At 68.0% G+C, this 22,351-nt stretch carries 20 protein-coding genes and 1 pseudogene; 17 read left to right on the forward strand and 4 right to left on the reverse strand.

All coding sequences use genetic code 11. The features are described from left to right. The 13 genes and pseudogenes from V7060_RS14735 to V7060_RS14795 all read left to right on the forward strand — a co-directional run. Window positions 1–223, forward strand: a pseudogene (locus V7060_RS14735) (hypothetical protein); the annotation flags it as partial. A 96-nt stretch (window positions 224–319) separates the two neighbouring features. Beyond that, entirely contained in the window at window positions 320–808 is a 489-nt protein-coding gene (locus tag V7060_RS14740) for a chemotaxis protein CheW (RefSeq protein WP_162337321.1), read from the forward strand. 215 nt (window positions 809–1,023) lie between these two features. After that, window positions 1,024–3,273, forward strand: a complete 2,250-nt coding sequence (locus V7060_RS14745) for a methyl-accepting chemotaxis protein (protein WP_334180010.1) — start codon at window positions 1,024–1,026, stop codon at window positions 3,271–3,273. 167 nt (window positions 3,274–3,440) lie between these two features. Further along, on the forward strand, window positions 3,441–6,059 hold the full coding sequence (locus V7060_RS14750) for an EAL domain-containing protein (protein WP_334180011.1): 2,619 nt from the start codon (window positions 3,441–3,443) through the stop codon (window positions 6,057–6,059). A 165-nt stretch (window positions 6,060–6,224) separates the two neighbouring features. Then, the gene (locus V7060_RS14755) at window positions 6,225–6,629 is read left to right on the forward strand and encodes a hypothetical protein (protein WP_334180012.1); all 405 of its coding nucleotides are present in this window, start codon (window positions 6,225–6,227) and stop codon (window positions 6,627–6,629) included. 103 nt (window positions 6,630–6,732) lie between these two features. After that, complete coding sequence (locus tag V7060_RS14760; protein WP_334180013.1) at window positions 6,733–8,961, forward strand: methyl-accepting chemotaxis protein; 2,229 nt, start codon at window positions 6,733–6,735, stop codon at window positions 8,959–8,961. A 100-nt stretch (window positions 8,962–9,061) separates the two neighbouring features. Next, window positions 9,062–9,973: a CheR family methyltransferase gene (locus V7060_RS14765; protein ID WP_334180014.1), complete on the forward strand. Its 912-nt coding sequence runs from the start codon at window positions 9,062–9,064 to the stop codon at window positions 9,971–9,973. Further along, window positions 9,970–10,572, forward strand: coding sequence for a chemoreceptor glutamine deamidase CheD (gene cheD, locus V7060_RS14770; protein ID WP_334180015.1), 603 nt, complete (start codon window positions 9,970–9,972; stop codon window positions 10,570–10,572). Before V7060_RS14765 ends, cheD begins: the two co-directional genes overlap by 4 nt. After that, window positions 10,569–11,639, forward strand: a complete 1,071-nt coding sequence (locus V7060_RS14775) for a chemotaxis response regulator protein-glutamate methylesterase (protein WP_334180106.1) — start codon at window positions 10,569–10,571, stop codon at window positions 11,637–11,639. Before cheD ends, V7060_RS14775 begins: the two co-directional genes overlap by 4 nt. A gap of 289 nt (window positions 11,640–11,928) precedes the next feature. Further along, the gene (locus V7060_RS14780; RefSeq protein ID WP_334180016.1) at window positions 11,929–13,119 is read left to right on the forward strand and encodes a methyl-accepting chemotaxis protein; all 1,191 of its coding nucleotides are present in this window, start codon (window positions 11,929–11,931) and stop codon (window positions 13,117–13,119) included. Window positions 13,120–13,250: 131 nt separating this feature from the next. Then, the gene (locus V7060_RS14785) at window positions 13,251–13,880 is read left to right on the forward strand and encodes a histidine kinase (protein WP_334180017.1); all 630 of its coding nucleotides are present in this window, start codon (window positions 13,251–13,253) and stop codon (window positions 13,878–13,880) included. A gap of 65 nt (window positions 13,881–13,945) precedes the next feature. Continuing rightward, window positions 13,946–15,592: an EAL domain-containing protein gene (locus V7060_RS14790; protein WP_334180107.1), complete on the forward strand. Its 1,647-nt coding sequence runs from the start codon at window positions 13,946–13,948 to the stop codon at window positions 15,590–15,592. Further along, window positions 15,585–15,851 carry a GIY-YIG nuclease family protein gene (locus V7060_RS14795; RefSeq protein WP_334180018.1) on the forward strand — a complete coding sequence of 89 codons (267 nt, stop codon included), beginning with the start codon at window positions 15,585–15,587 and terminating at the stop codon, window positions 15,849–15,851. The genes V7060_RS14790 and V7060_RS14795 overlap by 8 nt, the downstream gene beginning before the upstream one ends. A gap of 192 nt (window positions 15,852–16,043) precedes the next feature. Here V7060_RS14795 and V7060_RS14800 read toward each other — a convergent pair whose 3' ends face one another. The 4 genes from V7060_RS14800 to flgA all read right to left on the reverse strand — a co-directional run bounded on the left by V7060_RS14800 (window position 16,044) and on the right by flgA (window position 18,858). Then, window positions 16,044–17,195, reverse strand: coding sequence for an ATP-binding protein (locus V7060_RS14800; protein ID WP_334180108.1), 1,152 nt, complete (start codon window positions 17,193–17,195; stop codon window positions 16,044–16,046). 188 nt (window positions 17,196–17,383) lie between these two features. Beyond that, complete coding sequence (locus V7060_RS14805) at window positions 17,384–17,728, reverse strand: flagellar protein FlgN (protein ID WP_334180019.1); 345 nt, start codon at window positions 17,726–17,728, stop codon at window positions 17,384–17,386. Window positions 17,729–17,733: 5 nt separating this feature from the next. Next, the gene (gene flgM / locus V7060_RS14810) at window positions 17,734–18,042 is read right to left on the reverse strand and encodes a flagellar biosynthesis anti-sigma factor FlgM (RefSeq protein ID WP_334180020.1); all 309 of its coding nucleotides are present in this window, start codon (window positions 18,040–18,042) and stop codon (window positions 17,734–17,736) included. A 168-nt stretch (window positions 18,043–18,210) separates the two neighbouring features. After that, on the reverse strand, window positions 18,211–18,858 hold the full coding sequence (flgA, locus tag V7060_RS14815) for a flagellar basal body P-ring formation chaperone FlgA (protein ID WP_334180021.1): 648 nt from the start codon (window positions 18,856–18,858) through the stop codon (window positions 18,211–18,213). A gap of 892 nt (window positions 18,859–19,750) precedes the next feature. Here flgA and V7060_RS14820 point away from each other — a divergent pair. The 4 genes from V7060_RS14820 to V7060_RS14835 all read left to right on the forward strand — a co-directional run bounded on the left by V7060_RS14820 (window position 19,751) and on the right by V7060_RS14835 (window position 22,332). Beyond that, window positions 19,751–20,704 (forward strand): chemotaxis protein, encoded by a 954-nt coding sequence (locus V7060_RS14820; RefSeq protein WP_162337309.1) that lies wholly within the window; start codon window positions 19,751–19,753, stop codon window positions 20,702–20,704. Window positions 20,705–20,818: 114 nt separating this feature from the next. Further along, a complete protein-coding gene (flgB, locus tag V7060_RS14825; RefSeq protein WP_334180022.1) occupies window positions 20,819–21,205 on the forward strand; it encodes a flagellar basal body rod protein FlgB in 387 nt (128 codons plus the stop codon). A gap of 11 nt (window positions 21,206–21,216) precedes the next feature. Continuing rightward, window positions 21,217–21,624 (forward strand): flagellar basal body rod protein FlgC, encoded by a 408-nt coding sequence (gene flgC / locus V7060_RS14830; protein ID WP_334180023.1) that lies wholly within the window; start codon window positions 21,217–21,219, stop codon window positions 21,622–21,624. A 27-nt stretch (window positions 21,625–21,651) separates the two neighbouring features. Beyond that, window positions 21,652–22,332, forward strand: coding sequence for a flagellar hook capping FlgD N-terminal domain-containing protein (locus V7060_RS14835; protein WP_334180024.1), 681 nt, complete (start codon window positions 21,652–21,654; stop codon window positions 22,330–22,332). Window positions 22,333–22,351: the final 19 nt, after the last annotated feature.

The following is a 22,351-nucleotide window of genomic DNA, read 5'->3' on the forward strand; positions in this document are numbered from 1 at the left end:
CATCGTGCAGATGGACGAGACCACCCAGCAGAACGCGGCCCTGGTGGAAGAAGCCTCCGCCGCAGCGCGTTCGATGGAAGAACAGGCGGAGGCGCTGAACGATGCCGTGTCCAGCTTCCGCCTGGACGGCCACGGCCGCGTCGCGCGCCTGGTCCAGGAGCGTGTCACCCGCATCGCCGCCGGCGGTGCTCCGCGCCCCGTGTCCGAACCGCACGCCTACTGAACCCGCTAAAGAAACCCCGCCCGGGGCCGATCTAGGCCTTGACCGGTTCCGCCCCGGGAACCCGCCCCCTTACCGGCTGCAACAGGAGCCCGACGAATGAGCGACAAGAAGACCCAGGCCGCGGCGAGCGCGGACGAGTTCCTCAGCTTCACCCTGGGAGACGAGCACTACGGGGTGGACATCCTGAAGGTGCAGGAAATCCGCGGCTACGACTCGGTGACCCGCCTGCCCGACGCGCCGGACTACATCAAGGGCGTGATCAACCTGCGCGGCACCATCGTGCCGGTGATCGACCTGCGCCTGAAGCTGCGATTGAAGGAAGCGCGCTACGACGCCTTCACCGTGATGATCGTGCTGAACGTGGAAGACCGCGTGGTCGGCATCGTCGTGGACAGCGTGTCGGACGTGCTGGCGCTGAACGCCGAGCAGATCCGCCCGACTCCCGAGTTCGGTGCCAGCGTCGATACCCGTTTCATCTCCGGCATCGGCACGGTGGACGAACGCATGCTGATCCTGCTCGACATCGAGACGCTGATCGACAGCGCCGACCTTGGCCAGCCGCTGCCGGAACAGGTCGCCGCCTGACCCCGCCGGGCGACCGGCAGGGCGAGGTTTCCCCGGACCGCGGACCGCAAGGCCCGCGGTCTTCGCTTTTTTACGCGCCCCGATCCCCGGCATGCGCCTTTCGTCGCAGGGCGCCTCACCTGACTGAAAGTTCCGACGCCGCGGCCGATAACCACAGCGGGACATCTGCGTCCCGCCCTCCTCCCTGCGCACCACCCCCGTCGTCCGAGATCGCCATGACGTTCCCCGCCAAGATCGCCGCCACCCTGTCCTCGCTGCCCCTCAAGCGCCGCTTCCTGATCCAGACCGCCCTGGTCGCCCTGGGGGTCGTGTCGCTCGCCGTCGTCGCGGCACGCATGCAGTACGTGGACCTGAACGCAACGCGCCAGGCCGGACTGAAGGCGCAGACCGACATGGCGCTGGGCGTGATCGAAAGCTACGCGAAGCAGGCCGACGCCGGCGTGCTGGACGAAGCCGACGCGAAGGAACGCGCCCTCGCCGCCCTCGCCGCCATGCAGGCCAACCAGGGCGTGGACTATTTCTTCGTCACCGACGAAGCGCCGACGATGCTGATGCATCCCTCGCGGCCCGACCTGATCGGCAAACCGCTGGACCAGGTGGAAAGCCCGGACGGCAAGCGGATCTTCCCGGAGTTCGTGCGGGTGGCACGCGCCGGCGGCGGCCATGTCGACTATCGCTGGGCCAAGGCCGGCGAGGACGCCCCCGTTCCCAAGACCTCCTATGCCGCGCTGTACCAGCCCTGGGGCTGGGTGGTCGGCACCGGCGTCTACCTCGACGACACGCAGGCGCAGGCGCTGCAGTTCACCTTCATCATGACGGCGGTCGGTGGCCTGCTGGTGCTGCTGAGCATGGCGATCAGCTGGGTCATCGGCCAGTCGGTGCTGGAGCCCGTGGCACGCGCCCTGTCGGCGATCAAGGGCGTGTCGCGCGGCGACCTGAGCGTGCGCACCGGCCACCATGGCCGCGACGAGGTCGGCCAGATGCTGAAGGCGACCGACGACATGGTGCACATGCTGGAGCGCTTCTCGCACGAGACCCGCGACATGATCCGCCTGCACGGCGCCGAGGACATCAGCCACCGCATGCCGGAGGATTTCCCCGGCGTGTACGGTGAACTGGCCGGCGGCATCAACACCATGATGTTCGAGCACCTGGACGCCTTCCGCGATGCCATCGGCATCCTCGAACGCTACGCCAACGGCGACCTGAGCCAGGACGCGCGCCGGCTGCCCGGCACGCGCGCGTTCCTGCACGAGGCGATGGACGCGGCCAAGCAGAGCCTGCTGGCCATCAATGGCGAGATCAAGCGCCTGGCGCAGGCGGCATCGCTGGGCGATTTCACCGCACGCGGCGACGAGGCCGGCTTCCGCGACGATTTCCGCGACATGGTGCAGGGCCTCAACAGCATGATGGCCACCAGCGACCGCAACCTCGCGCAGCTGTCGTCACTGCTGCGCGCGATCGCCGATGGCGACCTGACGGCACGCATGGAAGGCGACTTCCATGGCGTGTTCGCCACCATGCGCGACGACGCCAACGCCACCGTCGCGCAGCTGACCGACATCGTCGGCCGCATCCAGGATGCCTCCGGTTCCATCAACACCGCCGCAGGCGAAATCGCCAGCGGCAACAGTGATCTTTCCCGTCGCACGGAACAGCAGGCCGCCAACCTGGAAGAAACCGCCGCCTCGATGGAGGAACTGACCTCCACCGTGCGCCAGAACGCCGAGTCGGCCCGCCAGGCCAACCAGCTCGCCATCGGCGCCGCGTCCGTTGCTTCGCAGGGCGGCGACGTGGTCGGCAAGGTCGTTACGACCATGACCGACATCGAACAGTCGTCGAAGAAGATCGCCGAGATCATCTCGGTCATCGATGGCATCGCCTTCCAGACCAACATCCTGGCGCTCAATGCGGCGGTGGAAGCGGCGCGTGCCGGTGAGCAGGGTCGCGGCTTCGCGGTCGTGGCGAGCGAAGTCCGCACCCTCGCCCAGCGCAGCGCCAACGCCGCCAAGGAGATCAAGGGCCTGATCGAGACCTCGGTGGACAAGGTGGCCGACGGCTCGGCGCTGGTGAACCAGGCCGGCGCGACCATGGCCGAGATCGTGGCCAGCGTGCAGCGCGTGACCGACATCATGGCCGAGATCTCCGCAGCCTCGCAGGAACAGAGCGCCGGCATCGAACAGGTCAACCAGACCATCACCCAGATGGACGAAGCGACCCAGCAGAATGCCGCGCTGGTGGAGGAAGCCACCGCCGCCGCCCGTTCGATGGAAGAACAGGCGCAGTCGCTGACCGAGTCGGTATCGGTATTCAAGCTGCAGACCACGGTCAGCGCACCGGTACGCAAGGCGGCCACCGCATCCAGCGTGGCGGCGCCCAGGCCGGCCGCCAGGGCCACCGCACGCACACCGATGGCGCGCAAGCCCGAACCCGCCCTCGCCGACGGCGACTGGCAGGAGTTCTGATCGGCCGCGCGCCGCATGCCTCGCCCGGCCCGTGACCGCGTTCAAGTAACCCGGACACCCGCCGATATGTCACCTGAAGGCACTCTTTCCTGGCTCCCGATGACCGTCGCACTTCCCGCCACCGACGACGCCAGCCACCCGGCCACCATGCACGACAAGGACAGCGCATGCTTCGCCGCACGATGAACGCGCTGACACCCTTGCGCGACGCCCAGGCAGCCGTTGGACCGGCGCAGGACAGCCTCTGGCACGTGCTCGAGCAGTCCGTCGACGCGGCCTTCGTCATCGACAGCCGCCACCGCGTGGTGCTGTTCAATCCGGCCGCGGAAGCCCTGTGGGGCTGCCGGCGCGAGGATGTGCACGGCCTGCCGTTCACCCGACTGCTGGCGGAGCCGCCCGCCGACGGCACTGCCGAGTCCACCCTGTCATCGTTGCTGGGCAGCCATCGCGATGCACTGCTGCGACGGCAGGATGGCAGCGAAAGCGCCTGTTCGGTATCGATGTCGAAGGTCGTCGTCGGCGAACATGTCTTCCATACCGCCTTCGTCCGCGACACCAGCGACCAGCAGCGGCAACTGGCGCGTTTGCGGCAGCTGTCCATCGTGGTGGACAGCAGCGACAACGCGATCTTCATCAGTTCCGCCGACCGCGAGGTCGTCTACGTCAACAGCGGCTTCACCCGCATGCTCGGCTACCGGCTGGAAGAACTGCACGGCGTGAAGCCGGCGCAGCTGCTGTCCGGCCCGCACACCGACGGCAGCCTGGACGAACGCATCAACCGCGCGATGGAGGCCGGTGAGGGCCTGCAGACCGAAGTGCTGCTGTACACCAAGGCCGGTCGCCCGCTGTGGCTGTCCACCGCGATCAATCCCGTGCACGACGAGGACGGATCGCTGCTGGGGCTGGTCAGCGTGCTCAGCGACATCACCCAGACCAAGATGCACCAGGTGCTGCACAACAAGGTGCTGGACGCGCTGGTGCACGAATGGAACGTCGCCGACGTGATGACCCTGATCTGCCGCGAGGTGGAACACATCGCGCCGGAGTTGACGGTGTCCATCATCACCGTCGACAACGAAGGGCTGATGCATGCCCTCGCTTCGCCCAGCATGCCGGAAGCCTGGGCGCGCAAGATCAACGGCCTGCCGATCGGGCCGCGCGCCGGCGTCTGCGGCGTGGCCGCATGGCGTGGCCGCGCCGTGCTGGTCAAGGACATCGCCAGCGATCCGCTGTGCGCCAACACCCGCCACCTGACCACGCCACTCGGCCTGCGCGCGTGCTGGACCCACCCGATCAAGTCCAGCAGCGGCCGCGTACTCGGCACGCTGTCGTTCTACTACCGCGAGAACCGCGGTCCGGAAGAGCTGCACGAACGTCTCGCCGACACCTGCCTGCACCTCTGTTCGCTGACGCTGGAGCGCGAGCAGACCAACGAACGCGTTCACCAGTTGGCGTTCTACGACACGCTGACCGGATTGCCGAACCGCATCATGTTCAGCGCCAAGGCCGAGCAGGCACTGGCCAACGTCGCCCAGACCAACGGCACGGCCGCGGTGCTGTTCATCGATCTCGACCGCTTCAAGCGGGTGAACGACGCGCAGGGGCATGCCGCCGGCGATGGCCTGCTGCGCGATGTCGCCGCGCGCCTCAGCGAGGAACTGGGCGGCATCAACATCGTCGGCCGCCAGGCTGGCGACGAATTCGTCGCCGTGCTGCCGATGTGCAGCGCCGAACAGGCGGGCAGTGTCGCGGAGCGGCTGCTGGGTACGCTCGCCGCGCCCACCAGCGCCGGCCTGATGACGTTGCATCCCAGCGCCAGCATCGGCGTGGCGATGTTTCCGGACGATGGCCGCGACATCGACCTGCTGGTCCGCCACGCCGACATGGCGATGTACCGCGCCAAGCGCGACGGCGGCAGCGGCTTCCGCTTCTTCAGCGTGGACATGAACCGGCTGGCGCAGGAGCGCGTGTCGCTGGAAGCGGCGCTGCGCGACGCCCTGAAGCTGAACCAGTTGGACCTGCACTACCAGCCGCAGGTCGGCGGCGGGACCAGCCGCGAACTCTATGGCGTGGAGGCCCTGCTGCGCTGGCACCATGCCGACCTGGGCGTCATCCCCCCGTCGCGCTTCGTGCCCGTGGCCGAGGAGTGCGGCCTGATCGCCGACCTCAGCCTGTGGGTGCTGCAGCGGGCCTGCGCGCAGATGGCCGACTGGCGCCGCCGCGGCATCGACATTCCGCGGGTGTCGGTGAACATTTCCGCGATCAACTTCCGCGATCCGCAGCTGTCGCTGCAGATCTCCGACCTGCTGGACGAACACGACCTGGCGCCCAGCGACCTGACGCTGGAGATCACCGAAAGCGTCATGCTGGACCCGGATCCCGACGTGCTGGAGAACATCGAGGCCATCTACGTGCTCGGCGTGCGCCTGTCGCTGGACGATTTCGGCACTGGCTATTCCAGCCTCAGCCACCTGCACCGCCTGCCGATCAGCGAACTCAAGCTCGACCAGAGCTTCGTGCGCGACATCGACACGAGCGCCATCGCCCGCACGTTGACCTCGTCGGTGCTGCGCATCGGCGAAAGCCTGGGCATGAAGGTGGTGGCCGAGGGCGTGGAAACCGAATCCCAGCATCGCTTCCTCGCCGAACAGCGCTTCCCCGTCCTGCAGGGCTACCTGTTCTCGCCGCCATTGCCGCCCGGACCGCTGGAGCAGTGGCTGCACGCCCATCCGCATGCCTGCGTGCGCGATGTGGATGTCGTTGCGGACGCCACCGCCACGGCCTGATGCCGCCGTTCCGTGCCGCTGCGCACCCATCACGAAATGTGATGCAGCTCCCAGTCACGTGCATCGCCGCGCATTGATACCTCCGTCAACTCAAGTTTGCGTGTGCGGCGCCGATCTCAGGCGGTGAGCGTTTCCCACTATCCCTGCCCATCCGGAGTTCCTGGCATGAAGATCGCATCCGTCCTGACCCTGTCCATCGCCGTCGTCGGCGCCGCCCTGCTGATGCCTGCCGCCCCGGCCAGCAGCCAGTCGCAGATCGACAACGCGATTCCGGCCGACATGGCGCCGCGCTTCACCGGCAAGGCCGGCACCGTCTGCGGCAAGGTCGGCAAGGCCCGTTTCGCCGAGAACACCGAAGGCACCCCGACGTTCCTGTACATGGGCGGCAACTTCCCGCGCCACACCTTCACCGCGCGCATCCCGGGCGACGCCCGCGCCAAGTTCAAGCCGGCGCCGGAAGAACTGGAAGGCAAGGACGTCTGCGTGATCGGCAACATCGAGCGCGACCAGTCGCGCGCCGAGATCGTAGTGAGCTCGCCGTCGAACCTGAAGCTGGCCACGATCCGCTGATCCCGCGGTCCGTTCCACGGGCAGGGCGTCATCGACGCCCCGCCCTGCCCCGGTTGCACCTGAGAGCGGCGCGGCGCGCGCCCCGGTAAAGGAAAAGAATCCCATGCAGCGGATCAAGAATTTCAAACTGACGACGAAGATGATGCTCGCCTTCGGTGTCGTGCTGGCCCTGATGCTGGTCCAGGGCATCGCCGCCTTCGTCGGCCTGAATTCCCTCAACGGCGTCACCAGCCAGGTTACCGACAACGTGCTGCCCAGCGTGAAAGCCGCCGGCGACCTGCGCGGGATGATTGGCGAGTACCGCACCACCACGTATCGCCAGCACGTGCGGGCCAGCGACGCCATCAAGGCCGAGGCCAAGGCAGGCGCCGCCCAGCAGGAGAAGGAGATCGATGCGGCTATCAAGGAGTACGCCAAGCTGGTGGCGACAGCCCAGGAAAAGAAGGCCTATGACCTGTTCCTGAAGGAATGGACGGCGGCCAAGCAGTCCTATGCCGACGTGCAGGAAATGCTCGACCTCGGCCTGCCGGACGATGCGGTGGACACGTTCATCGGCGCGACGCGCGACCAGCACACCAAGACCGCCAACGCACTGACCGCGCTCATCACGATCGTCGACAACGAAGCGAAGGAGGCCAACATCAATGCCGACAGAACCTTCACCGCCAGCAGCACGCTGATGATCGTCATGCTGCTGGCCGGCATCGTCGGCGGCCTGGCCCTGGCGTGGTTCTTCGCCCGTGCCATCGCCAACGCCGTCGGTGAGGCCGTGCGCGTGGCCAACGACGTCTCCGCCGGCAAGCTGGACGGCAAGATCGACACCAGCCGCTCGGACGAAGTCGGCCAGCTGCTCACCGCCATGCAGCGCATGCAGACGCAGGTGCAGTCGGTGATCGCCGCACAGAGCGAGATGGCCACGCGCCACGACGAAGGCCAGATCAGCTACCGCATGGACGACAGCGCGTTCCCCGGCGAGTACGGCCGCATGGTGCGCGACACCAACGCGCTGGTCGCCTCGCACCTGCAGGCGATCGGCGATGCGCTGAAGATCATGCAGCGCTACTCGATCGGCGACCTGAGCCTGGACATGCCGAAGCTGCCGGGCGAGAAAGCCAACCTGACCGAGACGATGGACGCCACCAAGGCCAACCTGTCGGCGATCAATGCGGAGATCAAGCGCCTGGCCATGGCGGCCTCGTCCGGCGACTTCAGCCAGCGCGGCGACGTGGACAAGTACCAGTACGACTTCCGCGACATGATCGACGGCCTGAACCAGTTGATGGAGACGACCGACGAGAACCTGGCTGAAGTGTCGGAACTGCTGCAGGCGATCGCCCGCGGCGACCTGACGGCACGCATGGAAGGCGACTTCCATGGCGTGTTCGCCACCATGCGCGACGACGCCAATGCCACCGTCGCCCAGCTGACCGACATCGTCGGCCGCATCCAGGATGCGTCCAGTTCGATCAACACTGCTGCCGGCGAGATCGCCAGCGGCAACTCCGACCTGTCGCGCCGTACCGAACAGCAGGCCGCCAACCTGGAAGAAACCGCCGCCTCGATGGAGGAACTGACCTCCACCGTGCGCCAGAACGCCGAGTCGGCCCGCCAGGCCAACCAGTTGTCGATCGGCGCCGCCGGTGTCGCATCGCAAGGTGGCGAGGTGGTCGGCAAGGTCGTCACCACGATGCGCGACATCGAGCAGTCGTCGAAGAAGATCGCCGACATCATCTCGGTCATCGACGGCATCGCCTTCCAGACCAACATCCTGGCGCTGAACGCCGCGGTGGAAGCGGCACGTGCCGGCGAACAGGGCCGCGGCTTCGCGGTCGTGGCGAGCGAAGTGCGCACCCTCGCCCAGCGCAGCGCGAACGCCGCCAAGGAGATCAAGGGCCTGATCGAAACCTCGGTCGACAAGGTCACGGACGGTTCCAAGTTGGTGAACCAGGCCGGCGCCACGATGGGCGAGATCGTCGCCAGCGTGCAGCGCGTGACCGACATCATGGCCGAGATCTCCGCCGCCTCGCAGGAACAGAGCGCCGGTATCGAACAGGTCAACCAGACCATCACCCAGATGGACGAGACCACGCAGCAGAACGCCGCGCTGGTGGAGGAAGCCTCCGCTGCCGCCCGTTCGATGGAGGAGCAGGCGCAGGCGCTCAGCGAATCGGTGTCGGTGTTCAAGCTGCACGCCCATGCCGCGCCGACGGCGGCGGCCAAGCCCGCCAAGGCCGCGCCCGCAAGCACCCCGGCCAAGGCGGTGGTGCGCGTGGCCACGCCCGCCAGGCTGGAACCGGCACTGGCGGACGGCGACGACTGGCAGGAGTTCTGAGGCACGCGGCTTGCCTCAGTCCGGCCGATGATCGATGCGCCGTCCTGGTGACGGTGCATCGTTCGAGTACTCCATCAGTACCCGCTCTTTCGAGACGCCCATGTCCGTCAGTACCCGCTCCCTTGCCCCGGCTACCGCGACCCGACGGACCGCTGCCCTCCCCGCCCGCGATGATGCCCTTGCCGCAGGTGCGCGCGATTTCGAATTCGACGACCGGGATTTCCGCCGCGTCGTCGAGCTGATCCGGCAACGTGCCGGCATCGCCCTGGCCGACGGCAAACGCGACATGGTCTACGGCCGGCTCTCGCGCCGCCTGCGCGCGCTCGGCCTGCGCAGCTTCAAGGACTACCTGGACACGCTGGAACGCGATGGCGGCGACGAGTGGCAGGCATTCACCAATGCGCTGACCACCAACCTCACCTCGTTCTTCCGCGAGCCGCACCATTTCGAGCGGTTGCAGGAAGAACTGGCCAAGCGCCGGCACGACGGCCCGCTGAAGCTCTGGTCCTGCGCCGCCTCCACCGGCGAGGAGCCCTACTCGATCGCGATCTCCGCCTGCGAGGCCTACGGCACACTGACACCGCCGGTACGCATCCTGGCCACCGACGTCGACACCCAGGTGCTGGCTACCGGCGAGCGCGGGATCTATCCGGTCGAGCGCATCGCCGGCCTGGACGATGCGCTGAAGCGGCGCTACTTCCAGCGCGGCAGCGGACCGAACGAGGGCAAGTGCCGCGTGCATCCGGCCCTGCGCCAGATGATCGACTTCCGCCCGCTCAACCTGCTGGCGCCGCGCTACGACGTGGCCGGCCCGTTCACGGCGGTGTTCTGCCGCAACGTGATGATCTATTTCGACAAGCCGACCCAGCGCGGCATCCTCACGCGCCTGGTGCCGCACCTGGCCGACGACGGCATGCTGTACACCGGCCATTCGGAAAACTACCTGCACGCGGCCGACATCATCCAGCCCTGCGGCCGCACGCTGTACCGCCGCGCCGGGGCCGCCGCATGAGCGCCGCCGCGGCCGCCTTCGCCGATGGCAGCGTGATGCGCTACCACGACATCCGCTTCAAGACCGCCGCCGCCAAACTGCTGCCAACGCAGTACCTCGTGGTCGACGACCACACGGCGCTGGTCACCGTGCTCGGCTCGTGCGTGGCCGCCTGCATCCGCGACCCGCTGCTGAAGCTGGGCGGCATGAACCACTTCCTGCTGCCCGACGGCAACGTCGGCGACGGCGCGCCCGCGCGCTACGGCAGCTATGCGATGGAACTGCTGATCAACGACCTGCTCAAGCGGGGCGCCGCGCGCAACCGGCTGCAGGCCAAGGTGTTCGGCGGCGCCAATGTGCTGAAGGGCTTCACCAGCAATCCGGTGGGAACGCGCAACGCCGAATTCGTCCGCCGCTACCTGGACGCCGAGCGCATCCCGGTGGTGGCCGAGGACCTGCGCGGCATCCACCCGCGCAAGGTCTGGTATTTCCCCGACACCGGCCGCGCGGTCGTGCAGCGCCTGCCGCACGCGCACGATGCCGAAGTGCTGGCAGCCGAATCCGCCGCCCGCGCCCGCCTGTCCAGGGCTCCTGTCACCGGGGGCGTGGAGCTGTTCTGATGAGTACGTCCCCTTGCCGCGTGCTGATCGTCGACGACTCGGCGGTCGTGCGCCAGATCCTGACCGAAATCCTGTCCCGCGACCCCGGCATCGAGGTCGTCGGCGCCGCTGCCGATCCGCTGCTGGCCCGCGACAAGATCAAGCGCCTCAATCCGGACGTGATGACGCTGGACGTGGAAATGCCGCGCATGGACGGGCTGGCGTTCCTCGAGAACGTCATGCGGCTGCGGCCGATGCCGGTGGTGATGATCTCGTCGCTGACCGAGCGCGGCGCCGACACCACGCTGCAGGCGCTGGCGCTGGGCGCGGTGGACTTCGTCTCCAAGCCGAAACTCGATGTCGCCAGCGGCCTGCAGGCGTATTCCGACGAGATCATCGCCAAGGTCAAGACTGCGGCGAAGGCGCGCGTGCGCCCGCTGGCGCGCACCGGCGCGCCGCGCGTGAACCTGGATGCCGCGCTACCGGCGCCGCCCGCGCTGCGTTTCCGCACCACCGACCGGCTGATCGCCATCGGTGCGTCCGCCGGCGGCACCGAAGCATTGCGCGTGGTGCTGGAGCAGATGCCCGCCGACGCACCCGCCATCGTGCTGACCCAGCACATCCCCGCCGGGTTCAGCCGCGCCTTCGCCGAACGCCTGGACCGTCATTCGGCGATGGCCGTGCGCGAGGCCAGCGACGGCGAAGCCATCCTGCCCGGCCACGCCTACCTGCCGCCCGGCGGCCAGCACATGCGGGTCATCCGCGACGGTGCGCGCTGGCGCTGCCGCGTCGACGACGGCCCGGCCGTGAACCGGCACAAGCCGGCGGTCGACGTGCTGCTCCGCTCCGTCGCGCAGAGCGCCGGTGGCAATGCGGTCGGCGCCATCCTCACCGGCATGGGCGACGACGGCGCACGTGGCCTGCTGGAAATGAGCCAGGCCGGCGCCCCCACGCTGGTGCAGGACGAAGCGAGCAGCGTGGTCTGGGGCATGCCCGGCGCCGCGATGCGGCTGGGCGCGGCCAAGGAAGCCCTGCCGCTGGAACGCATCGCCCAGCGCCTGCTCGACCTGGCGGCGGCGATCGCCTGAGCCTTCGGGATTCTCTCCTGTGGGAGCGACTGTAGGAGCGACGTAAGTCGCGACCGCGCGCCAACCCGTTCCCGGATATTCGCCGCAGACAAGAAGCAGTGATGGGCGGAGATTCCACCCCATGCAGGTCACCGGCCTCTCCCTGCTGCGGTCGCGACTCACGTCGCTCCTACAACAAGCAGCAACGGTGGTCACAGATCTCCTGTCACGCAAAAACCGGCGGATTTCCCGCCTAAAGAGCCGTTCGCCACGGCCGATACTCATCAGTGAGCTTCATCAGAGAGCACCCATGTATTCGCGCATCCTGGTTCGTCTGGCGGCACCCCTCATCCTGACCCTGCTGTTCCCGCTGTCGGTCGGTCTCGACTGGCCCAACGCCCTGCAATGGGCCTTGCTGACATCGCTGACGCTGGCCTGGCTGATCTTCGCCTGGCTGACCGTCGTCAACTCGCACCAGATCTCCCCTGAGCACGCCAGCGTCGTGCGCGAGCAGGATGCCCTGCTGACCGAGCTGCGTCGCTTCGTCAACAACGAGATCGAGGGCTCGCGCAGCGAGATCGACCGTGCCCGCGAACTGATCCGCGAGGCGGTCAGCAACCTCGGCGGCAGTTTCGATGCGATGAACCGCAAGTCGCGCGAACAGAGCGCGGCGATCTCGCGCATCATCGACCGCAACGGCGAGGGCGACCGCGCCGGCGTGGACGTGGCCCGCTTCGCCCAGAACGCCAGCCAGCGCATGGAACAGCTGGTCGAGGCGCTGGAACAGGTCGCCGGCCAGAGCGGCACCACCGTGCACCACATCGACGACATGGCACAGCACCTGGACGGCATCTTCTCGCTGCTCGAGGACGTCAAGTCGATCGCCGACCAGACCAACCTGCTGGCGCTGAACGCGGCGATCGAAGCGGCGCGCGCCGGCGAAGCCGGTCGCGGCTTCGCGGTGGTGGCCGACGAGGTGCGCAACCTGTCCGAGCGCTCCACCGCCTTCAACGAGCAGATCCGCAAGCTGGCCCACAGCTCGAAGGAATCCATCGCCAAGGTACGCGACACCGTGTCCAACATGGCCTCGCGCGACCTGGACCGTTCGCGGGAGGCCCGCTCGGAAGCCGCCGGCATGCTGAACCAGGTCGCGGCGATCAACGCCTCGCTGGGCGACGGCATGCGCGAGGTCTCGCTGTGCGGCCACGCCATCGATGCCAGCGTCGCCGATGCCGTGCGTTCGCTGCAGTTCGAGGACATCGCCACGCAGTCGCTGGGCAGTGCCAACACCCACCTGGACCGCCTGACCGCGATCAACAAGGAAGCCCTGGCCCTGCAGGAACTGCTGCACCGCACCGGCGGCGCCACCGACAACGAATTGCTCAGCGCGCTGCGCCTGATCGGCAACCGCCTGCGCGACCAGCGCACCGAGTGGGAGCGTCCGCCGCACAAGCCGGTCGCGCAGCAGAACATGGGCGCAGGCACGGTCGAGCTGTTCTGACCCACCCATCCCGGCAGAAGCACACGATGGGGCGGCCAGCGATGGTCGCCCTTTCGCGTTCAGGCCCGCGCAGCGCCATCACCCCGCGGCATGGCTGGCATACTGCCGACGGTCCCGCTCCCGCATCGCCCATGTCGACGTCTCCTTCCTCCGACCTGCTGCTGCAATTGTTCCGCCTGCAGGAAGCCGAGCGCCATCGTGTCGGTCGCGCCCTGCACAACCAGGTCGGCCAGGCGCTGTCGGCGATCCGGATGGGCGCGCACCTCGTGCAGTCGGAAGACGATGCCGACGTGCGCGCGGAAGACCTGCAGGAGATCATCCGCGCCAGCGACGAGGCCGTCGCCATCGTGCGCGACCTGCACGCCACGCTGCACCCGCCACAGCTGGATTCCATCGGGCTGGATGCCGCGCTGCGCGCCGAGCATGAGCGCCTGTTCGCCAATGGCACGGTGGCCCTGGCGCCCTTGCCGCATGCGCCCGCGGCGGACACCGCACTGGTGGCGTTCCGCATCGCGCAGGCACTGATGCGCGCCATCGCACAGGCAGGCGGCACGCCTTCGCTGGCACTGGCGGGCGACGCCGATGCCGCCGGCGACCTCACCCTGGCGGTGGACGCCGATACCGCGCACGACATGACCGGACTGCCCCTGCTGCAGGCGCTGGCCATCGCCGCTGGCGGTGGCCTCGACGGCGGCGGCACGCGCTGGCGACTTCGCCTACCCTATGCGGCCACGTCCGCGACACCTGCCGATCCCGCGTGAACACCGAGCACGCCCACCTGCCCCGCCTGCCGCGCCTCGGCGCCGGCGAACCCGACCTGCAGCGCATGGTCGACATCGCCACGGCCGACGGGACGCCGTTGATGCTGCTGTACATCGACATCGACCATTTCCGCTCGATCAACGAGAACATGGGCGTGGAGGTCGGCGACGAGGCGCTGGCCATCCTCAGCGATCGGCTGCAGCGCGCGCTGGGACCCGAGTCGCGCGCCTGGCGCCACGGCAGCGACGAGTTCATCGTGGCCGTGCCGCGCCTGCCCGGTACGCTGCCGCCGGAGCGCTTCGGCGACCTGCTGCGCGAGCAGATCGAACTGCCGATGACGGTCCTGCCGTACACGCTGTTCCTGACCGGCACGCTCGGCGTGGCACTGTGCCCGGAACATGCCGATACCGCATCCGGCCTGCTGCAATGCGCGGAAAGCGCGATGGAACAGGCCAAGCACGAAGGCATGAACCTGGTGCGCCTGTACCGCCGCGGCGCCGCGATCACCGCGCGCAGCGACAGCATCATCGCGCGGCAGATCGTCAACGCCATCCACCACAACGAGTTGCGCCTGTTCTACCAGCCGCAGATCAACGCGCACGACGGCCGCGTGGTCGGCATGGAGACGCTGCTGCGCTGGTACTCGCCCGCGCTCGGCCTGCTGGTGCCGGAACGCTTCATGCACGTGGCCGAGAAGCTCGGCGTGATCGTGCAGATCGGCGACTGGGTGCTGCGCAACGCGTTCAAGCAGGCCCGCGTGTGGCGCGACTGGGGCTTCGACGACTTCGAGATCGCCGTCAACGTCTCCACGCTGCAGTTGCTGCGCCCCAGCTTCGTCTCCGAAGTGCTGGAAGCGATGCAGGAGGCCGGCATCCCGCCGCAGATGGTGGTGCTGGAAGTCCGCCAGAACGCGCTGGCCAAGGACATGAACCTGGTCCACCGCACGCTGGCGCAGCTGCACCGCGAAGGCGTGCGGCTGACGCTGGACGACTTCGGCATGGGCGATTCCAACCTGGATTCGCTGGTGCGCTTCTCGGTGGACAAGATCAAGATCGACCGCAACTTCGTGAAGGGCGTGCCGTCCGGCAACCGCGAAGTCGCCATCACCTGCGCCATCATCGCGATGGGCCACCAGCTGGGCATGAAGGTCATCGCGCACGGCGTGGAGACCGACACGCAGCTCGGCTTCCTGCGCCGCAACCAGTGCGACATGTTCCAGGGCCACCTCTTCGGCGAACCGATGTCGGCCGAGGACGCCGGTGCCGTGCTGCGCCGCCGCTACCTGCGCGCGGACGCCTTCGCCGCCACCAAGCCCGACCGCACGCTGCTGCTGCTGGACGACGAGGAGAACATCCTGCGCTCGCTGGTGCGCCTGTTCCGCCGCGACGGCTACCGCATCCTCGCCGCCAGCAACGTCACCGATGCGTTCGAACTGCTGGCGACCAACGACGTGCAGGTCATCCTGTCCGACCAGCGCATGTCGGACATGAGCGGCACCGAATTCCTCGGCCGCGTGCGCCTGCTGTATCCGGATACCGTACGGCTGGTGCTGTCCGGCTATACCGACCTGGCCACGGTGACCGAAGCGATCAACCGCGGCGAGATCTACCGCTTCCTGACCAAGCCGTGGAACGACGACGACCTGCGCGAACACATCCGCCAGGCCTTCACCACCTACGAGAACCAGCCGCACCACCGCGCGCATGCCTGACAGCGGCACGACGACGCCGGACGGCTGGTGCCTGTACCTGCTGGAATGCCGCAACGGCGCCTTCTACGCCGGCATCACCAACCGCCTGGACGCGCGCTATGCCGCGCATGCGGCCGGTACCGGCGCGAAGTACACGCGGGCGAACCCGCCAGTGCGCGTGCTGGCCAGTCGCGGCTATCCGGACCGCAGCGCGGCCTCGCGCGCGGAAGCGCAGCTGAAGCGGTTGCCGCGGGACAAGAAGCTGGCGTTCTTCGCCTAGCCTCTCCCCTCTCCCTGCATAGCGGGGAGAGGGCGCCGAAGGCGGGTGAGGGGCGAACGGAGACGGTTCGCATCAATGTCGCTTACGAACAACGTGCGCAAAGCAGTTTCTTGTGCAGCGTGTCGCTCGCGCTCGCCCCTCATCCGCCCTCCGGGCACCTTCTCCCCGCCTCGCGGGGAGAAGGAAGCAACATCACGCCGCGTCTGCAGCCGGCTGGCGGATCGGCAGCATGATGCGGAAGCAGGCGCCCGCGCCGGGCACGTTGCGCGCTTCGATGCGGCCGTTGTGCTTCTTGACGATGCCGTAGGAGATCGACAGGCCCAGGCCAGTGCCGCTGCCGACCGGCTTGGTGGTGAAGAACGGATCGAAGATGCGTTGCAGGATCTCGTCGGGAATGCCGTGGCCGCTGTCCTGGACTTCGATCCAGACCTCGTCGCCCTCCACGCCCGTGCTGACGCCGATCGTGCCGCGTTCGTCGATCGCATGGCTGGCGTTGAGCAGGATGTTCATGAACACCTGGTTCAACTCGGAGGGGCGGCACTGCACCAGCGGCAGCTTGCCGTAGTGCTTCTCAAGAGTGACCTTGTACTTCAGCTCGTTCCAGATGATGTTGATCGTCGAATCGAGGCCGGCATGCAGGTCGGCGGATTTCCAGCTGTCGTCGCGGCCGGAGTACGAGAAGTCCTTCAGGTTGCGCACGATGGCGGTCACGCGCTCGATGCCCTCGCGTGATTCGGACATCAGCTGCGGCAGGTCGCCGGTGATGAAGTCGATGTCGGCACGCGCCCGCAGGTCTTCGATCTCGGGCAGCATCGCCTTCGGGTCCGGCAGGCGCAGCGCACGCTCGTACACCTCGATCAGCGAGAACAGGCTGTGCAGGTACTCCTGCAGCGAGCCGAGGTTGGAATGCACGTAGCCGATCGGATTGTTGATCTCGTGCGCGACGCCGGCGGCGAGTTGGCCGATCGAAGCCATCTTCTCCGACTGCACCAGCTGTTCCTGCGCACCGGCCAGGCGCACCAGCGTCTGGCGGAGCTGCGCGTGGCGCCGCTGCAGTTCCTGCTGGCGCGCATGCGCCTCGCTGACATCGTGGAACACGACCAGGCAGTGACCGCCACCCGCGTTGCCGTGGAAGTAGGCGCGTACCTGCAGCACCAGGCCATCGGCGAGCGTCAGGTCGGCGTTCCAGCGCCCGGTCTCGCGCGCGGTGCGGATCGCATCCGCCGGCAGCAGCCGGGACAGCGCGCCCAGCGCATCGCCGTCGTCGCTGACCAGCGCGCGCGCGGCAGCGTTGGCATGCAGCGGACGCGCATCGCCACGGCACAGCAGGTAGCCATCGTCCATCAGTTCGGCCAGCGCCTTGAGATCGGCGAAGGTCGGGATGTCGTCCACGGCGCAGGCGCTGGCGGAAGGATTCAAAGGCGGGACTGTGGCCACGGATGCATCGGGTGGCAGCGATGGAGCGCCAGTATCCGGCGCGGCCGCAGGAGCGGCAAGGTGCGGTGTCGCAGTTTTCGGATCCGGCACCGGACTCAGGCGACGGCGAGCGGGCGCGGCGCGGAGGCGGTCGAGGTCTGGCCCTGGGCGTCGTAGGCGCCATGGCTTTCGCTGCGGCCCAGGTGGCGCAGCGCCCAGTTCACTTCACGACGGCGACGCGCCAGCAGGATGCCGTTCGCGTGGTTCTTCTCTGCCAGCTCGGCCAGGTTCTCGCGCAGGTCGTCGGGGAAACCGAAGCCGGCGGCGGCGGTTTCCAGCGCGCGCAGCGCATCCAGCTTGTCCTGCGTGCAGCGCACCAGCGCTTCCACGTCGTGCTCGACGATGGCGCGCCGCTCCTCTTCCAGGGCCGCGGACAGTCGCTGGAGGGAGGCGTGGCTCATGGTGCTCAGCCGCCCAGTTGGTCTTCCAGACCCAGCATGCCGTCGGCGATCGCCTCGGCATTGACCTTGTACGTACCGGCCTGCAGCGCTTCGCGCACGGCCGCCACGCGGGCTTCGTTGATCGCCGGCGCGGTGGCCAGTTCGCGCTGCATCGCCTGCAGGCTGGTGGCTTCACCGGTCAGACGCAGGCTGTCGCCCGCCGCACTGGCTTCCACGGGGCTGGAACGATCGGCGCCTGCGGAGGCCACCCGGCCACTCACGGGGCCGGTGGTACGGATGGCGGCAGGGGGAGTGCCTTCGATTTTCTGGTTCATGTCAGTCACCTGTCACAGGGTTCATGGGAGTTATCGGCCGCCACCCGTTCGACTTTAGTGACGGATCGCACATTTCCGAGGAAGGTCCGGGTTTTGCCCGATGTCCTTCCACCCAGCGTCGGTATCGGCACCCTCCGGCACATCTTGAGGGCGGATCTGCATTTTTTTTCATCGGCTTACCCAGACGTCGCCGCCCGCGCCCACGATGCCCTGCACCACCCGGCGCGAGGACAGGTTTTCGACCGTGACACGCTCGTTCTCCCCCGCATCGGCCAGCGCCTTGCCGGCCACGCGGACTTCCACCCCGCCGCGACGGGACACCAGCGCCACGTTGTCGCCACGCCGCACCAGGCGCTGCGCGACCAGGTCGGTCGAGGCCAGCACGGCGCCCGCCGACAGCATGCGCCGCGCGACGCGTCCCACCGCCTGCGAAGGATCGGCGACGGCGGCACCGACGATGCGCGAGGCGTCGCGGCGTTCTTCGACGAAGGCATCGGCGGTGATGGTTTCGCCGGGTGCGACGCCGCGCGCCAGCACCAGCACGGTCTGGCTGCGGCGCACGCGTACCGGCACGAACAGGCGCCAGCCATCCGGACAGCCGACTTCGACGCTGTTGCTGCCCTGCACGCGCGCGACCAGCGCGGCACTGCATCGGGGCAGGCGCAAGGCGGGATCGAGCGTTGCCTCGGCGTCGCTGCCGGCCGGCAGGGCACCGATGGCGGCGGCCTTGATGCTGTCGACCGGCTGGAAATCCGCGGCCAGCACGGCGCATGCGGTCAGTCCGCCGATCAGGGCGGTGGTCAGGCGCAGCAGCATGGGCGGGTTCCGTCGGTTCATCGGCGGGGAAGGTGCAAGCGGTGTGCCAGTCAAGCCCCTCTCCCCTCGGGAGAGGGGTTGGGGTGAGGGGCAACGGAGTCCTTGTCTTCAGGTCGCCACTGGCTGTCACCACATTCGCGACGAACCTTTCGTTCGATGGCCTCGCGGGGTGGAACTTCTTTTACTCACGCATGGTGCCGCTCGCCGCGGGGGCCTTCTTTCTTTGCGTGTGCAAAGAAAGAAGCAAAGAAACACACCCCAGGCGGCACGCCCTGCGCTGCGCGCAGGGTCCGCGAGCGGGCCGGGAATTTTCGTAAGGCACCTCCATGTGCCATACGAAAACGCCGTCATCCATGACGGCGCCCTTCGGGTTGTACCCGGCCCACCCGCCGTGCCTCATGGGGACCCGGAAGCAAGCAAAAGCAAAGGCGGCGCGCGCGGAGGCTTCTGCTTTGGCTGTTGGGCCCCCTGAGGTCCGGCAGTCCCGGCGGGTAAAACCCCGCAGGGGCGGCGCACAAGGATGTGCGCCGTTTTCGGCCGGGGCAGGATGCCCCGTACGAAAATTCCTGCCGGGACTGCGCACCCGCCGCGCAGCGGCGGGCGGACCGCCGGGGTGTGTTTCTTTTGCCTACTTTTCTTTGCACAAGCAAAGAAAAGTAGGGCCTCCGCGGCCAGCGGCGCCATGTGGATTCACCAAGAAAACTGTCCCGACAGGCCCAGAAAGCCAACGCGAGGACCTGGACAGGCCGATGGCTCACACAGCAATGGACTCCGTTACCCCTCACCCCAACCCCTCTCCCGCAGGGAGAGGGGCTTCCAGCGCAGGGAGAGGAGCGTTCAGCGGTCCGGCACGCCCACTCAAGTGCCCCCCACCCCGGCCGATATGCTGGACATGACCCAGGATCTGCTCAACCGCATCGACCAGCGCACCCGCCTGGCCGGCCACAACCGCCTCGCCCTGTTGCTGTTCCGCCTGGGCGGGCGTCAGCTTTTTGGCGTCAACGTCTTCAAGGTGCAGGAAGTCCTGCGCCGGCCGTCCCTGTTCCAGTTGCCCGGCCTGCCTACCGAGTTCGTCGGCGTGGCCGACGTGCGCGGGCGGTCGGTGCCCGTGCTGGACCTGGGCCTGAGCATCCGCCACCCCGAGCGCGACCCGAATCCCGAGAACGCCCCCAACTACCTGGTCGTCACCGAGTTCAACCGCTCGGTGCAGGGCTTCCTGGTGAGCGGCGTGGAGCGGATCGTCAACATCGCGGTGGAAGACATCCACCCGCCGCCGGAGCTGGGGGCGGAAAACAGCTTCCTGACCGCCGTAACGCGGTTCCAGGGCGAACTGATCCAGGTGATCGACGTGGAAAGCGTGCTGGCCGACATCTGCCAGTCGCGCATGGACGCGACGCTGGCGCCGGAGATGGCCCTGCCCGCCGACGCCCCGCCGATGCAGGTGCTGGTGGTGGACGACTCGCGCGTGGCCCGCTCGCAGATCCGCAGCGTGCTGGAGCAGCTGGGCGTCACCGCCACCCTGCTCTCCGACGGCCGCCAGGCACTGGACCATCTCTTGCAGGTGCACGCCGCCGGCGAGAACCCGGCCGAGCGCTACGCCATGGTCATCTCCGACATCGAGATGCCGGCCATGGACGGCTACACGCTGACGACGGAAATCCGTCGCCATCCGGGCCTGGCCGGCCTGTACGTGCTGCTGCACACGTCCCTGTCGGGCGTGTTCAACAACGCCATGGTCGAACGGGTCGGGGCAAACGCCTTCGTGGCCAAGTACAGCCCGCACGAGCTGGCTGAGCACGTGCTGTTCCGGCTGAACCAGGTGGTTTCGGCAAGAATGGCGGCGTAAAGCGCCCCTCATCCGCCCTTCGGGCACCTTCTCCCCGCGTTGCAGGGAGAAGGAAACGCGCGATCTGGCACACGCCTTGCAGCTGCCCCGGCAACGGTCTGCCGGAGCGGTGCCATGTCCAATCCCATCTCCAATTACCTTGGTGTCCACGCCGCGGCACTGCCGCTGCGTGAGCAGCGGATGCAGCTGATCGCCAGCAACCTGTCCAACGCCGACACACCCAACTTCAAGGCCAGGGACCTGGACTTCCAGGCCGCGCTGGAACAGGCCGCCGCCAAGGCTGCGCCGCTGCGCAACACGAACGAGCAGCACATGACGCTGCTGAACGCCTCGCCGCGCATCTTCGAGCGCGCCGGCGTGCAGCCCAGCCTGGACGGCAACACCGTCGACGCCGACACCGAGCGCGCCGCCTATGGCCGCGCCGCGCTGGAATACCGCGCCTCGCTGAGCTTCATCGAATCCAAGGTGCGCACCATGCTCACCGCGATCACCGGCCAGTAAGGAGGCATGGCATGAGCAACCTGCCCATCTTCGACGTCGCCGGCTCCGCGCTGCAGGCGCAGTCCGTGCGCCTGAACACCATCGCCAGCAACCTCTCCAACGCCGATTCCATCGCCTCGTCGCCGGAAGCCGTCTACAAGCCGATCGAACCGATCTTCCAGGCGCGCAGACTGAGTGCCGACGGCACGCTGACGTCGGTGCAGGTGAAGGAAATCACCCAGAGCGAGGCGCCGCCGATCAAGCGCTACGAACCCGGCCACCCGATGGCCGACGGCGACGGCTACGTCTATGCACCGGATGTCGATCCGGTCGCGCAGATGGTCAACCTGATCTCCGCCTCGCGCGGCTACCAGGCCGGCGTGGAAGTGCTGAACACCGCCAAGGAACTCGCCCTGGCCACCCTGACCATGGGCCGCTGACGCCCCGCCCCCTGACCGAGCACGCACATGACGACCGTCAATGGCGATCCGTTCGCCGCCCTCAACACCAGCGGCACCGGCGCGACCCCGAAAAAGAAGGCCGACACGCTGGGCCAGGCCGACTTCATGCGGCTGATGACCGAGCAACTGAGCAACCAGGATCCGCTGAAGCCGCTGTCCAACAGCGAGTTCGTCGCCCAGCTGGCGCAGTTCTCCACCGTGCAGGGCATCAGCGACCTCAACAGCACCGTCAACGGTTTCACCGCCGCGCTGACCGGCGACCAGGTGCTCAAGGGCGCTTCGCTGGTCGGGCATTCGGTGGTGGTGCCGTCCGAATCCATTGCCCTGCCCGCCTCCGGCAACGCCACCGGCCTGGTGATGTCGCCGGGCGCCGGCAAGGTGACCTTCGAGATCAAGGACGCCAGCGGCATCGTCGTCGACACGGTCGAAGTCGAAGCCACCGGCAAAGGCGAGACCGCGTTCGCGTGGGACGGCCTGAAAGCCAACGGCGAACGCGCCGAGGCCGGCAAGTATTCGATCAAGGCCACCCACACCGCGACCGACGGCACCGGCACCGCACTCAACACCTACGTCGACGCCCACGTGGACAGCGTGACCATCGGCTCCGACGGCCTGTACCTCAACCTGCCCGGCCTGGGCACCGCCCCGCTCGACTACGTGCTGCGCATCGGCAAGTCGGCGTCCTGACCCTCTCACTCCCACCGCA

The sequence above is a fragment of the Pseudoxanthomonas sp. genome (genome assembly GCF_036845285.1).
In the GTDB taxonomy this organism is placed as follows: domain Bacteria; phylum Pseudomonadota; class Gammaproteobacteria; order Xanthomonadales; family Xanthomonadaceae; genus Pseudoxanthomonas_A.